This window comes from Novosphingobium sp. GW821-FHT09E05 (assembly GCF_059416165.1).
In genome coordinates this window covers 2,284,717-2,300,894 of the sequence record NZ_JBWKOQ010000001.1, presented here as the reverse complement: position 1 = coordinate 2,300,894, position 16,178 = coordinate 2,284,717, and the positions used below count along the sequence as shown (strand labels likewise).

At 67.9% G+C, this 16,178-nt stretch carries 12 protein-coding genes; 5 read left to right on the top strand and 7 right to left on the bottom strand.

What is annotated here, in order from left to right; translation table 11 throughout:
• Positions 1 to 34: 34 nt before the first annotated feature.
• The 6 genes from ligD to ypfJ all read right to left on the bottom strand — a co-directional run bounded on the left by ligD (position 35) and on the right by ypfJ (position 8,138).
• Positions 35 to 2,575 (bottom strand): DNA ligase D, encoded by a 2,541-nt coding sequence (gene ligD, locus AC07M9_RS10885; protein ID WP_494883697.1) that lies wholly within the window; start codon positions 2,573 to 2,575, stop codon positions 35 to 37.
• A 3-nt stretch (positions 2,576 to 2,578) separates the two neighbouring features.
• Positions 2,579 to 3,496 (bottom strand): non-homologous end joining protein Ku, encoded by a 918-nt coding sequence (gene ku, locus AC07M9_RS10880; protein ID WP_494883696.1) that lies wholly within the window; start codon positions 3,494 to 3,496, stop codon positions 2,579 to 2,581.
• Positions 3,497 to 3,846: 350 nt separating this feature from the next.
• Positions 3,847 to 5,235: a UdgX family uracil-DNA binding protein gene (locus AC07M9_RS10875; RefSeq protein WP_494883695.1), complete on the bottom strand. Its 1,389-nt coding sequence runs from the start codon at positions 5,233 to 5,235 to the stop codon at positions 3,847 to 3,849.
• Positions 5,232 to 6,473 (bottom strand): putative DNA modification/repair radical SAM protein, encoded by a 1,242-nt coding sequence (locus tag AC07M9_RS10870; RefSeq protein WP_494883694.1) that lies wholly within the window; start codon positions 6,471 to 6,473, stop codon positions 5,232 to 5,234. Before AC07M9_RS10870 ends, AC07M9_RS10875 begins: the two co-directional genes overlap by 4 nt.
• A 113-nt stretch (positions 6,474 to 6,586) precedes the next feature.
• Positions 6,587 to 7,210, bottom strand: a complete 624-nt coding sequence (locus AC07M9_RS10865) for a hypothetical protein (protein WP_494883692.1) — start codon at positions 7,208 to 7,210, stop codon at positions 6,587 to 6,589.
• Between the two features lie 58 nt (positions 7,211 to 7,268).
• Positions 7,269 to 8,138 (bottom strand): KPN_02809 family neutral zinc metallopeptidase, encoded by an 870-nt coding sequence (ypfJ, locus tag AC07M9_RS10860; RefSeq protein WP_494883690.1) that lies wholly within the window; start codon positions 8,136 to 8,138, stop codon positions 7,269 to 7,271.
• A gap of 217 nt (positions 8,139 to 8,355) precedes the next feature.
• Between ypfJ and AC07M9_RS10855 the strand changes: the two genes are divergently transcribed.
• The 4 genes from AC07M9_RS10855 (at position 8,356) to AC07M9_RS10840 (ending at position 13,245) form a co-directional block, all read left to right on the top strand.
• Positions 8,356 to 9,903 (top strand): M20/M25/M40 family metallo-hydrolase, encoded by a 1,548-nt coding sequence (locus tag AC07M9_RS10855; RefSeq protein WP_494883688.1) that lies wholly within the window; start codon positions 8,356 to 8,358, stop codon positions 9,901 to 9,903.
• 137 nt (positions 9,904 to 10,040) lie between these two features.
• A complete protein-coding gene (gene guaB / locus AC07M9_RS10850) occupies positions 10,041 to 11,501 on the top strand; it encodes an IMP dehydrogenase (protein WP_494883686.1) in 1,461 nt (486 codons plus the stop codon).
• 14 nt (positions 11,502 to 11,515) lie between these two features.
• Positions 11,516 to 12,688: an RsmB/NOP family class I SAM-dependent RNA methyltransferase gene (locus AC07M9_RS10845; protein ID WP_494883684.1), complete on the top strand. Its 1,173-nt coding sequence runs from the start codon at positions 11,516 to 11,518 to the stop codon at positions 12,686 to 12,688.
• 14 nt (positions 12,689 to 12,702) lie between these two features.
• Entirely contained in the window at positions 12,703 to 13,245 is a 543-nt protein-coding gene (locus AC07M9_RS10840; RefSeq protein ID WP_494883682.1) for a tetratricopeptide repeat protein, read from the top strand.
• Between the two features lie 231 nt (positions 13,246 to 13,476).
• Here AC07M9_RS10840 and AC07M9_RS10835 read toward each other — a convergent pair whose 3' ends face one another.
• Positions 13,477 to 13,959: an RNA pyrophosphohydrolase gene (locus AC07M9_RS10835; RefSeq protein WP_494883680.1), complete on the bottom strand. Its 483-nt coding sequence runs from the start codon at positions 13,957 to 13,959 to the stop codon at positions 13,477 to 13,479.
• Between the two features lie 251 nt (positions 13,960 to 14,210).
• Here AC07M9_RS10835 and AC07M9_RS10830 point away from each other — a divergent pair, with 251 nt between their 5' ends.
• Positions 14,211 to 16,166 carry a 2-oxoacid:acceptor oxidoreductase subunit alpha gene (locus AC07M9_RS10830; RefSeq protein WP_494883679.1) on the top strand — a complete coding sequence of 652 codons (1,956 nt, stop codon included), beginning with the start codon at positions 14,211 to 14,213 and terminating at the stop codon, positions 16,164 to 16,166.
• Positions 16,167 to 16,178 lie beyond the last annotated feature (12 nt).

Below are 16,178 nucleotides of genomic sequence, written 5' to 3'. Positions count from 1 at the left end.
TGTTCGGCCAGCTGAGGTGGGGACTCCGTGCTGCTCAGAACTCCGGCAGCGATTGTTCGGCAAATCCCCAGCCGCGCAAGCCCTGTGCGCGCTCGACCAGCGTGTCCGCGTCGGCGATCGAGAACGGATGCGCATCCTTCGCCGCGTCGAGCTCGTCCCAGGCGATCGGCACCGCGACCGGCGCCCCGACGCGGGCACGGGCGGAATACGGCAGGACCGCCGTCGCGCCGCGCTGGTTGCGCAGCCAGTCGATGAAGATCCGGCCCTTGCGCTTGGCCTTGCTCATGGTGGCGACGAAGCGGTCGGGCTCGGCCATGCTCAGCGCCTCGGCGAAGCGGCGTGAAAAGTCCTTGTGCGTGTCCCAGTCGTGCCCGCGCTTGAGCGGGACGACGACGTGCACGCCCTTGCCGCCCGAGAGCATCGCAAAGCTGACGAGGCCGATGTCCGACAGGTGCGCGCGGATGTCCTGCGCGGCGCGGACGCATTCCTTGAAATCCAGCCCCTCGTCGGGGTCGAGGTCGAAGATCATGCGGTCGGGCTGCTCGACGTCCTCGACCTTGGCGCCCCAGCCGTGGAACTCGATCGTGCCCATCTGTACGCAGGCGACCAGCCCGGCTGCGTCGGCGAGGTAGAGGTAGTCTTCCGAGCCGCCGTCCTTCTCGCGGATGGGGACCTGCGAGACGTGCGGGCCGAACGATCCGCTGTCGTGTTTCTGGAAGAAACATTTCTTGGCGCGGCCCTGAGGGCATCGCACGAGGCTGATCGGCCGGTTCGCGGCGAAGGGCAGCATGAGCGGGGCAATGGCGGCGTAGTAGTCGGCGAGGTCGCCCTTGGTCTGGCCGCCTTCGAAGATCGCGCGTTCGCGGTTGGTGACTTTCACATCGATCTCCGCCACCGGCGCGGCCTGCGGTTTTTCAGGTGTCACGGCCCTGGCGTCCTTGTCTCCTCGCAGGCCGAGGAAGCTGCCGTGGCGCACGCGGCCCTCGGCGGTCAGTTCGGCGAAGGCGACCTCGGCAACTAGTTTCGGCGTCACCCAGCTTGCCCCGCGCGCCTCGGTGCGGTCGACCTCCAGAGGCGCGGTCCTGCGCGCGAGCTTGTCCAGCCGGGCGGCCATGTCGGCAAGGCTGTCGCCATTGAAGCCGGTGCCGACCTTGCCGCGATAGACCAGCCTGTCGCCCTCGTACTGCGCCAGGAGCAGCGAGGAGAACGGCCGGCCCTTGGCGTTCGATCTGGACCAGCCGACGATGACGAACTCCTGCCGGCGGGTGCACTTGACCTTGACCCATGAGCGGCTGCGCTTGCCCGAATAGGCTGCGTCCACGCGCTTGGCGATGATGCCTTCCTGCCCGGCGCCGCACATCGCCTGGTAAAGGCTCTCGCCCGCGCCGATGACGTGGTCGGCGACGAAGACCGGCGGCTGCGCGTCGGCGAGCAGGGCTTCGAGCCGCTCCTTGCGCTCGATCTGGGGCAGGGCGGTCAGGTCCTCGCCGTCGATTTCGAGCAGGTCGAAGGCGTGGAATTCCAGCTTGTCGTCCTGCGTCTGGCTGCCGTGACCACGCTTGAGCACGGATTGCAGGCTGGAAAAGTCCGGGTTGCCCTCGGCGTTACGGGCGATGACCTCGCCGTCGATCAGGCAGGGCGGCAGGTCGAGCGCGGCGATGTGCGCGGCAAGGGGGCCGAACTTGTCGGTCCAGTCGAGGCCGCTGCGGGTGTGGACCTGCACGGCTTCGCCCACCGCGGCGATGAGGGCGCGGTAGCCATCGAACTTGATCTCGTGCATCCACAGGTTGCCCGTGGGCACCGCGTCGACCAGCGTGGCGAGCTGGAGCGGACGAAATTTCGGCGGCGTGCCGGGGGATCTACGACGGGCCTTCGGCTTGGCCTTGCTTTGGGTGTGGGTGGAGGCCGCCTGCATCGCCTTGGTGAAGGCGTCGCCCTTCTTGCCCTTGAGCGACTGGGTGCCGGCCTTGTCGATCTCGATCTCGGCCATGGTGCGGCCGGTGAGGACGCTGGTGAGACCCTGTTCGACGAGCGTGTCGCCGACTGTATCATGGGTGTCGCTGACCTTGCGCAGCAGCCAGTTCTCGCGCTTCTCGCCGGGGCGGCCCTTCATGCGCACCAGCAGCCACTCGCCCTTCATCCGTTCGCCCTCGAGGGTGAAGTGGAGGTGGCCCTCTTCGATGTCCTTGGCGCTCTTGCCCGGGATCGGGGCCCAAGTGCCGCGGTCCCAGAGCATGACGGTGCCGCCGCCGTATTCACCCTGGGGGATCAGCCCCTCGAAGCCCCCGTAAGTCAGCGGATGGTCCTCGGTGCGCACGGCGAGGCGCTTGTCGGCCGGGTCGGCGCTGGGGCCGCGCGTCACCGCCCATGACTTGAGCACGCCGTCGACCTCCAGCCGGAAGTCCCAGTGCAGGCGCCGCGCGGCGTGCTTCTGGACCACGAAGCTGTTGCCGCTTTTGCCCGCCGCGCGCTTGCCGGAGGGTTCGGCGGTCTTGTTGAAATCGCGCTTGCGATTGTACTCGGCCAGCAGGTCCCGGCCCGGATCGGCGGCGGTGGTGGTCGGTCGCCGGGCCATGGCTCAGGCGCGCTTGCGGGAGCGGGTTGGCGCGGGCGCGGGCTTGCCAGCGGCTTTGGCGGGCGCCTTCTTTGCGGCGGGTTTTTCGGCCGCCGCCGCTGGCTTCGCGCTCTTGGCCGCCTTGGTGGTCCCGCCGTCGCCGACCGATTTCTTCAGTGCCGCCATCAGGTCGATGACGTTGCTCTTGCCCGATGACGGTGCCTCGACGTCCTCGAGGATGCGCTTGTTGCTCTTGGACTTGGCCTTCTTGTCGATCAGGCGGTGGAGCGCATCGACGTAGCGGTCGTGGAATTCGGCCGGGTGGAACGGCGCGGTCTTCTTGTCGATCAGCGTCGTGGCGAGGTCGAGCAGGTCGGCGTCGGGCTTGCCGTCCTCGATGTCTCGGAAGTAGCCTTGCGCCTTGTGGACCTCGTCGGCGTAGCGCAGCACTTCCATGACCAGCCCGCGCCCGCACGGCTTGATCGAGACCAGCTGCTCGCGCCCGCGCACCGCCAGTTGGCCGAGCCCGACCTTGCGACTGGCCCGCAGCGCCTCGCGCAGGACGATGTAGGCCTCTTCCGCCAGGTCGTCGGCGGGGACGACGAAATAGGGTTTTTCGTAATAGAGCACGTCGATCTCGTCGGAATCGACGAACTGGACGAGTTCGAGCGTCTTGCGGCTGTCGATCTTGACCGCCTCGATCTCCTCTTCGTCGAGCAGCACGTAGCTACCCTTGGAGACTTCGAAGCCCTTGATGATCTCGTCGCGGTCGACCGGGCCGACGCCGGGCGCGACCTTCTCGTAACGGATGCGCTGGCCGCTCGGCTCGTGGATCTGGTGGAACGCGATCGCAGCGCCCGAGCGGGTCGCCGGGTAGACCTCGATGGGGATCGAGACGAGGGCCAGACGGATCTGGCCTTTCCAGTAGGCGCGTGCGGGCATGGGCGGTTCCTTCCGCTGTCACAAGCGGTGGAAAGCGTGGGTGGTTCCCGCGGCGCGGATTACCCCGGAGACCGGGGGATTTGTGCGGTGGGCCGGCAATCCTTCCTATCCCACAAACACTTCATCGCCCTCGCGGATGCGGCGGTCCCGCTTTCTTCTGCGAGGCCGAAGGAACAAGCGGGGTCCCCGCCTACGCGGGGACGACGGGTTAAGTTTGTGCTGGCGGAATTGCGGTCGTTTGGGGGTGATCCGAACACCCCCTTCCGTTCGTGTCGAGCGAAGTCGAGACACCACGCCCTTCCGTTCGGGTCTCGACTTCGCTCGACACGAACGGAAGGGCGCGCGCGGTCTCAGGTTTTCGCCAGTACCTCCGCCAACCCGGCGAGATCGTCCGCGAACCTGGCATGTTCGCGCTCGCGGGCTTCGCCGTCGAGGCGCAGGAGGTAGCTGGGGTGGGCGGTCAGCCATACCAGGGTGCCGTCGCCCTGCGCCAGTGCCTGACCGCGCTCCCTGTTAATCGAGGGGGTGCGGCCGAGCAGACCGCGCGCGCTGCTGGCGCCGAGCGCGAGGATGACGCGGGGCTTCACCAGCGACCGCTCGCCGTCGAGCCACCAGCGGCAGATGTCGATCTCGCCCGCCGTCGGGGTCTGGTGCAGGCGGCGCTTGCCGCGCGGGGCGAACTTGAAGTGCTTGACCGCATTGGTGACGTAGGCCGCTGCGCGGTCGATCCCGGCCTCGGCGAGCGCGCTGTCCAGCAACTGGCCGGCGGGGCCGACGAAGGGGCGGTTGTCGCGCTCCTCGGTGTCGCCGGGCTGTTCTCCCACGATCATCAGGTCGGCGTGGGCAGCCCCTTCGCCCATGACCGCACGGGTGCCGTTGCAGCCGATCGCGCAGCGGCGGCACTGGGCGATGCCCTCGGCGACGGCCTTGAGGGTGGCGGGCGGAACTTCCTCGAACAGGCTGGCGCCGGTGGCGATCATCGCCGCCTCCCGCTTGTGGGCGCCGGCGATCAGGTGGGGAATCTCGCGTGCTTCGGGCAGGTTCTTCCAGTATCGGCGCGGCATTTCCTTGACCATCATGCCCACCTTGAGCCGCGCGGGGTTGAAGGTTGACCGGTAGTATTCCAGCCAGAGGTCTTCGGTGGCATCCTCGGACGGCGCATCGGTCCGCTCGGCAGGCGGGCCTTCGAGGAGCGCCATGCCGTCCCAGTGCAGCGAAAGGCGCGGGGTCAGGATCGACCAGCGCTGGCTGGCGAAGCGAGCCACGAAGAAATCCGCATTGGCGCGCTCGATCCGGTGGTCGGGCTCAAACCAGGCGACGAAGCGCTCGATCCCGTCCTCGTCGGTTACCGAGCGGAAGCGGACGAAGGCGCGCATCTTGTGGATGTCGCGGCACACCTGCCTGGCCAGCCGCTCCAGCGCGGCAACGTCGCGGTCGGCGGTATCGTCCAGCAGGCGGGGCTGGTCCTGTAGCCGCCAGAGCACGCGGTAGAGCAGGGACAGGCGACCGGGATCGCTGTGCAGGATGGCGCTGCGGGCAAGGTCCATGAAAGCGCGGCTGGCGCGTACTTCGCGGACCTGCGCAGCGCCGGGCGCGGCGGGGACGGCGAAGAGATCGCCCGCACCGTCGCCATCGCTCCACGCCACCGCATCGGGTGCGACACCTTGGCCGACCAGCCGCCGCGCCTCGTCGCGCCAGGCCTCGAAGTCGTCGGGCTCGGCGAGGTCGGCGGCGATCATCCGAACAGCTCCATCTGTTTCGCCGGGGGCGCGAGCCGGGCGCGCAGGTCGGCGCGGTCGGTGAGCAGGGTGGGACGCCAGTCGGCGGTGACGATGAAGGGGCGCAGCTTGCGGATCGAGGTGGTCAACCGGCCCACGTCCTCCAACCGCAGCGTGCGATAGCGCCGCGCCGTCAGCAGTGCCGCGATCGCCTTGGTGCCCAGGCCCGGCACGCGCAGCAGGTCCTCGCGCGGGGCGCGGTTGACGTCCACCGGGAACCGCTCGCGGAACTTGAGCGCCCACGCCAGCTTGGGATCGATGTCGAGCGGCAGCATCCCATCCGCATCCGCCGCCTGCTGCACCTCATGCGGCGCGAAGCCGTAGAAGCGCATCAGCCAGTCGGACTGGTAGAGCCGGTGTTCGCGCATCAAGGGCGGGCGCTTGAGTGGCAGCACCGCACTTGCCTCGGGGATCGGGCTGAATGCCGAGTAGTAGACGCGGCGCAGCGCGAACCGGTCGTAGAGCGTGCTGGCCTTGCCGACGATCTGCGCGTCGCTCGCCCCGTCGGCGCCGACGATCATCTGCGTCGACTGGCCGGCGGGTGCGAAGCGCGGGGCATGCCGGAAATGCTTCTTCGCATCCTTCGCCTCGACGATCGAATCGGAGAGGTTGCCCATCGCGCCCTCGATCGTCGCGCCGTTCTTGTCGGGCGCGAGGCGGGCGAGCCCGGCCTCGGTGGGCAGCTCGACGTTGATCGAGACGCGATCGGCCCACAGGCCCGCCTGGGCGACCAGTTCGGGATCGGCCTCAGGAATGGTCTTGAGGTGGATGTAGCCGCGAAACGCGTGCTCCTCGCGCAGGATCCGCGCGACCTCGATCAGCTGCTCCATCGTGTGATTGGAGGACTTGATGATGCCCGAGGAGAGGAACAGCCCCTCGATATAGTTGCGCCGGTAGAACGACAGCGTGAGGTCCACCACCTCCTGCGGTGTGAAGCGCGCGCGGGCGACGTTCGAGCTCTTGCGGTTGATGCAGTAATGGCAGTCGAAGATGCAGTGGTTGGTCAGCAGCAGCTTGAGGAGCGAGATGCAGCGCCCGTCCGGCGCATAGGCATGGCAGATGCCCATGCCTTCGGTCGAGCCCAGCCCCTTGCCGTCGCGGCTGTCGCGTTTCGCCGTGCCCGACGAGGCGCAGGAAGCGTCGTACTTGGCGGCATCGGCGAGAATCGCGAGCCGCTCCATCATGGGCGTTTGAGGCATAAGTTCTTATTATGTTCTATTCGTCTCTTGCGCAAGTGACTGAAATGACGGTTCGACGCAAAACGGGGCCGCCGGTCCTGCAACCGGCGGCCCCGCGCGTGGTCGTCAGAAAGTCAGTTCTTGGGTGAGGGCTGCTGCGCGTCCGGCTCGGACTTGAACGCCAGCTCACCGGCGCCTTTGCCATCCTTGCTCTTCTTGCCCGATTCCATCTTGTCGACGTGCGCCTGAACGACGCTGGCCGGAGCCGGCGACGCGGGATAACGGCAGCCCTTCGATGCACCGACGCCCTTGAGGAAGCCGCGCCGCGTCAGGCCCGCCTGGATCGCCGCGTTGACCTTACGGTCCTGCGCGTTGGCGCCCGAGACTTCGCGGATCAGTCCGCGGAAGGGTATGAACGAGGCGACCACCCACTTGCCCACGCGGCCGGCGCTGATGCGTTCGCGCTCGCTGGCGGGAAGGTCGATGTCGGGGCCGAGAATTTCGTCGAGTTCCTGGATCGCCCCGGCTAGCTGGCGGCACTTACCCAGGCCCTTGAGCGTGTAGGGCTCTCCCGTCGCGGCGATGAGGAGCGGCGGGATCTCGCGGTCACGGCCGACGTTGAGATCGTCGATCGGAGTCTTGGCGACATCCATGGCGTTGGGATCGCGATTGGTGATCGCTTTCTCCTCCTGCCTGGCCATAGCGGGCGTCGCAAGCATGGTCGTTATCACGACCGCGCTGATCCAGTGTTTGTTCATCCCCGTTACTCCTGTTCGTGCCCAGCGCGGCGACCGCCAAATCGAGCCGCTGCCTATGTCATCTCCCGGCAGTGAACGTGTCACATGCCTCCTCGTTCCCGGTGTCGAGCCCACGTTTCAGCCATTTCATGCGCTCGGCGCTGGAGCCGTGGGTGAAGCTTTCGGGATTCACGTCCTGGCCGGCGTTCTTCATCAGCGTGTCGTCGCCGATGGCGCTGGCGGCGGTCAGGCCTTCCTCCATGTCACCGGGCTCGATCAGATCACGGTGCTTGCCTGCCCAGACGCCCGCATAGCAGTCCGCCTGAAGCTCCATCTTCACTTGCAGCGCATTGGCCTGCGAGGGGTTGCGCTGCTGCTCCTTGCGGACCTGCGCGTTGAGGCCGAGCATGTGCTGGACATGGTGTCCGTACTCATGGGCGATCACATAATAGCGGGCGAAGTCGCCCTTGGCGCCGAGCTGCCTGTCGAGCTGGTCGTAGAAGCTGGTGTCGATGTAGATGCCCTGGTCGGGAGGGCAGTAGAAAGGTCCCATCGCGCTCTGCGCCGCGCCGCAGCCGCTGCTGGTTCCGCCGGCGTAGAAGTTGAGCGTCGGCTGGTCGAACTTGACGTTCGCCTGCTGGAACAGCGGCTGCCAGGTCTTGTTGAGAGAATCCAGCGCGTTGCACGATTCGAGCGAATAGGCGTTGGCCTCGCAGATCTGGGTCGTGTCCTGCGGTCCGGTCGGCGCGGAAGGGGCCGAAGTCTGCTGCTGGACACCTTCCAGCGTACCGAGCATCTGCCCGGGGTCGACGCCGAAGACCAGCGCACCGATCAGCACGATCACCAGCGAGCCGCAGCCCAGCTTGCCGCCGCCGCCGCCGGGAAAGCCGCCGCCTCCTCCGCCACTGGTCACGCGAATGTTGGAAGGATCGAACCTGTTGAGCCGCATTGCCGAGTAGTCCTTCCCTGTGTCCCATGGAGAGGGCCTTGTCGCCGTGCGCAGATCAATTCGCAAGGCGCACCGTCGTTCCCCGTATCTTCCCAAGTCTTCGGTGTTGCACGGGCGCGTCATGTCGCGGTGGCATGCGTGTAAAATGACACGAAGAACCCATCCCGGCGGAGATTTTCCAAGCGCCGGGCAAATTGTGTCGTATAGATGAGGGACGATGATCGCGGGCAATTCGGGCACAGGGACTTTGACGGGGAGGGCGGCTGCGCTTTGCGCACTCGCCGCTTTTGCGCTCGCCTTTTTCGTGCCCGCGCCCGCTCCCGCCGCAAGCCCGAGCCGTGCCGACCGCGAACTCGAGGCGCGGCTGCGCGCGCATATCGAGACGCTGGCCAGCGATTCGTTCGACGGCCGCGAGCCGGGCACCGAAGGCGAAGCGAAGACGCTGCGCTATCTGGCCAAGCAGTGGTTCGACATCGGCCTAGTCTCGGGCACCAACGATCCCGGGAACGAGTGGTTCGCGCCGGTAACTCTCGTGGCGCGCGAACCGGCGACGGGCACCGCGCAGTTCCTGCGGCGGGGCTTCCGCACCGTGATCGCGCCGAAAGACGTGCTGGTCCTGACATCGGGCAAGCGCAGCCTCGTGCGCAATGCGCCGCTGCTGTTCGTCGGCAAGGCCCGCAGCCAGGACTTTTCGCGTACCGAACTGGCAGGCCGCATTGCGGTCGTGCTCGACGGCGAGACGCCCGACAGTACGCGCCAGAACGCACTGCTCGCGCTGGGGGCCTCGGCTGTGCTGACCGTGCTCGACGGCGATCGGGGGCTCGACGCGGTCGCGGCGCGGCGCCAGCGCTCGGGCTATGCGTTGTCGGAGGATTCGCTGGGCGGCGACCTGGAGGCCTTCGTCGGCCGGGCGACGATGGAAACACTGCTCAAGGGCACCGCACACACGCTCGCTTCGCTGGAATTGGCGGCTGCGGAGCCTGAGTTCGTGCCGATCATGCTCGATGTCACGGCCACGCTGGAGGCGACCACCAACGAGACCACGATCCGCACCCACAACCTCATCGGCAAGCTGCCGGGCCGCAACAGGCAGGCCGGCGCATTGCTCTATGTCGCGCACTGGGACCATTTCGGAGAGTGCGGCGAGCCGCCGGCCGAGGACCTGATCTGCAACGGCGCGATCGACAACGCCAGCGGCGTCGCCGCGCTGACCGAAGTGGCGCGCCGCCTTGCCCGCACCCCGCAGCTGGACCGCGATGTCTATTTCCTGGCCACCACGGCCGAGGAAGTGGGCCTGCTGGGCGCCCACGCCTTCGCTGAAAATCCGCCGCTGCCGCTGGAAAGGATCGTTGCCGCCTTCAACATCGATTCGATCGCCATCGCCCCGCGTCGGACGCCCTTCGCCATCGTCGGGCGCGGCATGACCGGGCTCGACAGGGATATCGCCCGCGTCGCCAAGGCCGAAGGCTTCAAGCTGCGCGACAACGACGAGGCCAATGAATTCGTCAAGCGGCAGGACGGCTGGGCGCTGCTCCAGCATGACATCCCCGCCGTCATGGTCACCACGTCCTACGGCGACATCGACCGCATGCGCACGTTCTTCGACGGCGACTATCACCGCCCCAGCGACGACCTTTCGCACCCGCTCGAGCTGGCAGGCGCGATGGACGATGTGAAGATGCTCACCGCGCTGGGGCGCTGGTTCGGCGATACACGCCGGGTGCCGGTCGGCGGGGCGCCGGCGAAAGTACCCGCGAGGAAGTGAGCGGGCGGGGCGAGCCTCGCAAAATCGCCCGAAAACCACCGCATCAAAATAGAAAGCGATCAGGCCCTAGCCCTCGCGCCCCCCTTTGATTACATGGGCCGCCACGATTCTCCCCCGCAAAGGCATTGGTGGCGCACATGGATATCCAGCTCGGACTCACTTTCGACGACGTATTGCTGCGTCCCGCCAAGTCCGACATCGTCCCCACCCAGGCCGATACCCGCACCATGCTGACCCGCACGATCGGGCTCAACATCCCCGTCATCTCGTCCGCCATGGACACCGTCACCGAGGCCGACATGGCGATCGCGATGGCGCAGATGGGCGGCATCGGCGTGCTCCACCGCAACCTCACGATCGAGGAACAGTGCGCGGCAGTCCGCCAGGTGAAGCGCTTCGAGAGCGGCATGGTGGTCAATCCCATCACCATCGACCCCAACGCCACGCTGGGCGAGGCGCAGGCGTTGATGACCGCGAACCGCATCAGCGGCATCCCGGTGGTCGAGGCCTCGGGGCGGCTGGTGGGCATCCTCACCAACCGCGACGTGCGCTTCGCCGACAACCCCATGCAGCCCGTGCGCGAGCTGATGACGCACGAGAACCTCGCCACTGTCGGCATCGGCGTCGGCAAGGAAGAGGCGCGCCGCCTGCTCCACCAGCGCCGGATCGAGAAGCTGCTGGTCGTTGACGAGGGCTTCCACTGCGTCGGCCTCATCACCGTCAAGGACATCGAGAAGGCCGTCACCTATCCCGACGCCACCAAGGACGGCGCCGGCCGCCTGCGCGTCGCCGCCGCCACCACGGTGGGCGACAAGGGCTTCGCCCGCACCGAGGCGCTGCTCGCGGCCGAGTGCGACGTGGTCGTCATCGATACCGCCCACGGGCATAACCGCGACGTCGCGCTGGCGGTCGAGCGGGTGAAGCGCCTGTCTAACTCGGCGCAGGTCATCGCCGGCAACATCGCCACCGCGGAAGCCGCCAAGGCGCTGATCGACGCGGGCGCGGACTGCGTGAAGGTGGGCATCGGCCCCGGCTCGATCTGCACCACGCGCATCGTCGCCGGGGTGGGCGTGCCGCAGCTCACCGCCGTCATGGAAGCTGCCGAGGAAGCCGACAAGGCGGGCGTCCCCGTCATCGCCGACGGCGGCCTGCGCACCTCCGGTGACGCAGCCAAGGCGCTGGCCGCCGGTGCCTCCACCATCATGGTCGGCTCGATGCTGGCCGGCACCGAGGAAGCGCCGGGCGAGACCTTCCTGTACCAGGGCCGCGCCTACAAGTCGTACCGTGGCATGGGCTCGGTCGGCGCGATGGGGCGCGGTTCGGCCGACCGCTACTTCCAGGGCGACATCAAGGACCAGATGAAGCTCGTGCCCGAGGGCATCGAGGGCCAGGTCGCCTACAAGGGCCCGGCCAAGGACGTCATCCACCAGCTCGTCGGCGGCATCAAGGCGGCGATGGGCTACACCGGCTCGGCCACGATCGACGACATGCGCCGCAACTCGAAGTTCATCCGCATCACTGGCGCGGGCCTGCGCGAGAGCCACGTCCACGACGTGACGATCACGCGAGAGGCACCGAACTACCCGACGCGGGGCTGAGCGAGGGACGGGCGATGACCCCCTCCGCCCGCGTCCAGGCAGGAATCGACATCCTCGACCTCGTGATCGAGGCGGCGCGCGCGAACGGCGCGCCCGCCGACCGGATCATCGCCGACTGGTTCCGCGCCCGCCGCTTTGCCGGCAGCGGCGACCGGCGCGCGGTGCGCGAACTCGCCTACCGCGCGATCCGCGCCTGCGGTGAAGTGCCCGAGAGCGGCCGGGCAGCGATGCTGCTGGTCGCCGCGCACGATGCGCAACTGGCCGCACTGTTCGACGGCTCGACCCATGCTCCCGCACCGATCGGGCCGGACGAGCGGGCTGCAACACCCGGCGTCGCCCCGGCGTGGCTGATGCAGCGGCTGGCCGAAAGCGACATCGAGGAACCCGAAGGCGAGGCGCTGCTCGGCCGCGCGCCGCTCGACATCCGCGTCAACACGCTGAAGTCCGGCGCGCTCGACCTGCCCGAGGGCGGCGAGCGGACGGTGGCGGCAAACGGCTGGCGCTATCCGCCCGAGACGCGGATCGAGCAGTCGCCGACCTATCTCCAGGGCCAAATCGAGGTGCAGGACACCGGCTCCCAGCTGACCTGCGAGGCCGTGGCCGCGCGCTCCGGCGAGACAGTCATCGACCTGTGCGCCGGGGCAGGGGGCAAGACGCTCGCGCTGGCGGCGGCGATGGAGAACACCGGCACGCTGATCGCCAGCGACGCCGACCGCGCCCGCCTCTCCCGACTCGCTCCCCGCGCCGAGCGGGCCGGGGCGACCATGATCGAGACGCTGCTGCTCGACGCCAACCGCGAGATGGAAGCGCTAGCTCCTTATGCCGCCAAGGCCGACGCCGTGCTGGTCGATGCCCCCTGTTCGGGTACCGGAACGTGGCGGCGCAACCCCGAAGCGCGCTGGCGGCTCACCGAAAAGCAGCTGGAGCGCTATATGGCGGTGCAGTCGCGTCTGCTCGACATCGGTGCGAAGCTGGTGAAGCCCGGCGGACGGCTGGTGTTCGTCACCTGCTCGCTCCTCGACCTCGAAGGGGCCGAGCAGGCGCAGGACTTCCTCGACCGCCATCCTGGCTGGCGCGGCGAAGTCCCGGTGTTGCCAGCTGGAACCCCGCGCGGTCCGGGCCTCAGATTGTCACCGTATCATGACGGCACCGACGGCTTTTTCGTCGCACGCTTCATCCGCCTGTGATAGCGTCCCGTCCCATGATGAGGACGAAGACCTCGGCCAAGGACCTGCTGATGCGCTACACGCCCGCTGCTGTTGCTCTTTCCCTTCTCGCCGCCATTTCATCCAGTGTCACGCATAGCCAGTCGCCCCAGCCGCTCGACCCGCGCGCGGTGTCGCTGCTGGCGGAAGGACGGGCGGCGCTGGCCGGCGGTAATGTCGACGGGGCGATCGATGCCTACGAGTCGGCACTGACGGTGGAACCCAGCAGCGTGCCGGTGCTGCTTTCGCTGGCGGAGGCCACGCGCCGTCAGGGCCTGCAGGGCAAGGCGCTCCACTACTATCGCATCGCGCTCAACAGCGACCCGCGCAACCTCACCGCCATCGCGGGCGAGGGCATGGCGCTGGCGGAAAAGGGCGCGACCGAGAAGGCCAACCGCAACCTCGCGCGGCTGCAGACGCTCTGCGGCAAGTCCTGCAGCGAGACCGAGACGCTTGCGGCGGCGATCGCCAAGGGCCCGGCGCCGCGCATGGTCACGGCCGACGCCGGGGCGCCCAAGACGGTGGTTTCGGAAAACTGAGCCCGCATGGGCTGTGTGCGGTGGGACGCCGAGCACGGCTGACCAAGTCAATCGAACCCGAGCCCCGTCGTCCCCGCGCAGGCGGTGACCCCGCTTTTTCCTGAGACGTGGCACCAGGAAGCGGGACCCCCCGCCTTCGCGGGGGCGAAGATAAAGGGAAGGGTCGGAGTCTGAGCAGAGGCATCGCAGGCGAAGCTCCAGCGGACGCACACCTGATCCGCGATTCAGCCTTCAGATCAGCGCGCGAAACTCTTCCAGCACCGCGCGGTAGACGCGCTTCTTGAACGGCACGATGAGGTCGGGAAGCAGTTCCGCCTCGACCCATTTCCAGTCGCAGAATTCCGGCGGCTGGTGCGCGTCGAGATCGACACCGTCGTCGTCGCCTTCGAAGCGGGCGAGGAACCAGGTCTGGCGCTGGCCGCGGTACTTGCCCTTCCACAGCTTGCCGACGAGTTCGTCGGGCAGGTCGTAGAGCAGTTCCTCGCGCGTCTGCGCCAGCAACTTGACCTTGTCCTCGGTGACGCCGGTTTCCTCCCACAGCTCGCGGAAGGCGGCGGCCCTGAGGTCCTCGCCCTTGTCGACGCCGCCCTGGGGCATCTGCCACCAGTCGCCCTCGCGCGTGTCGATTCGCTTGCCGACGAAGACTTTCCCGTCGGCATTGACGAGCATGACGCCCACGCAGGGGCGGTAGGGCAGGGACGAGGGATCGGTCATCGCGAAAGACATTTCCAGGCTGAAGGGGTGAGGGCGCGCAAGGCACTCGGATGGTTTCCCGGAAGTGCACACCGTGAGCGTCAGAATGGCCGATGGGCGCGCGCTTGACTAGCCGGATTTGCGGCCCACAGTGGGACATGGGAAATGCAATGTTTGTTCGCCCAAGGGAAAACTAATTTGTAGAGGCGAATGGAACTGCGCACCTTCGAAGTGCAAGGAAATTCCGGCACAGACCGGAGAGAGGATGGGCCATGGCGAGGTCACCTGCCACGCACGAAATCCGCGAAGCCGCGCCAGAAGCCGGCCCCGAGGCAGTGGTGGTGCGTTTCGCCGGGGATTCGGGCGACGGCATGCAACTGACCGGCGGGCAGTTCACCCTCTCCACCGCGCTCGCCGGCAACGATCTTGCCACTTTCCCCGACTTCCCCGCCGAGATCCGCGCGCCGCAGGGCACGCTGTTCGGGGTCTCTGCGTTCCAGATCAACTTCGGGTCGAGCGAGATCACCACCGCCGGCGACGCGCCCGACGTGCTGGTGGCGATGAACCCGGCGGCGCTCAAGACCAACGTCCAGGCGCTGAAACCGGGCGGTCTCGTCATCGTCGATACCGGGGAGTTCACGAAGCGCAACCTCGAGAAGGCGAAGTACGAGGCCAGCCCGATCGATGATGGAAGCCTTGCCAAATGGGACGTGCTGGCCTTCGACATTTCCGAACTGACGATGGAAGCGGTGAAGCCCTTCGGCCTCGGCATGAAGGAGGCGCTGCGCTGCAAGAACATGTGGACGCTGGGCCTGGCGCTCTGGATGTTCGACCGTGACCGCCAGCCGCTGGTGGACTGGCTGGGAGCCAAGTTCGCGAAGAACCCGGTTCTGGCGCAGGCCAATATCGCCGCGCTCAATGCCGGGCACGCCTATGGCGAGACCGCCGAGCTGGCGGGTCCGCTGAGGAAGCTCCACGTCGAGCCGGTGGCCTCCGAACCGGGCCTCTACCGCACGATCACGGGTGCGGAGGCGGTCAGCCTCGGCCTCGTCGCGGGGGCGCAGCTGGCGGGGCTGGAGATGTTCTTCGGCGGCTATCCGATCACCCCGGCCTCGGCGATCCTGCACAACCTCGTCAGGATGAAGGAGTTCGGCGTCACCACATTCCAGGCCGAGGACGAGATCGCCGCGATCTGCGCCGCCATCGGGGCGTCCTATGCCGGGCAGCTGGGCGTCACCTCCTCGTCGGGCCCGGGCATCGCGCTCAAGGGCGAGGCGATGGGGCTGGCGATCATGACCGAACTGCCACTGGTCATCGTCAATTCGCAGCGCGGCGGTCCCTCCACCGGCCTGCCCACCAAGACCGAGCAGTCCGACCTCTACCAGGCGGTCTACGGGCGCAACGGCGACGCGCCGCTGCCGGTGATCGCGGCCCGCTCGCCCGCCGACGCCTTCGAATGCGCGATCGAGGCCTGCCGCCTCGCGGTGGGGTACATGACGCCGGTGATCCTGCTGACGGACGGCTACATCGCCAATGCCTCCGAGCCGTGGAAAGTGCCCGACCCGGCCGCGTTCACGCCGTTCCCGGTGCGCTTCCTCGAGGAGAGCAACAACCCGGACGGCAAGGTCTTGCCCTACCGCCGCGACGCGCGCGGGGTGCGGCCGTGGATCAAGGCCGGCACGGCGGGCCTGATGCACCGTATCGGCGGGATCGAGAAGGCCATCGACACCGGCGCCATCGACTACGCCCCCGACGTCCACCAGGCCCAGACCGACGCGCGCAAGGCCAAGATCGACGGGATCGCCCACGCCATTCCGGCGCAGGAGGTGGCGCTGGGCGAGACCTCGGGCAAGCTGGCGGTCGTGGGCTGGGGCTCGACCTTCGGGCCGATCCACCAGGCCGTGCGCCGCGCCCGCCGCAAGGGCCTGGCGGTCAGCCACATCCACGTCCGCCACGTCTGGCCGCTGCCGGCGAATCTGGGCGAATTGCTCGCTGGCTTTGACCATGTGCTGGTGCCCGAGATGAACACCGGCCAGTTCAAGACGGTGCTGCGCGACCAGTTCCTCATCGACGCGGTGCCGCTCGCCAAGACCAGCGGCCAGCCCTTCGCCATCGCCGAGATCGAGGCCGCCATCGCGAAGTTCTTCGATGGCGTGCCCGGCAACGAGGGCGGCGAGGTCTTCGTCAACGCCACCCAGCTTCCCGCCCCTGAAATCGAACGGCCCTGAGCCTGGAGCCCC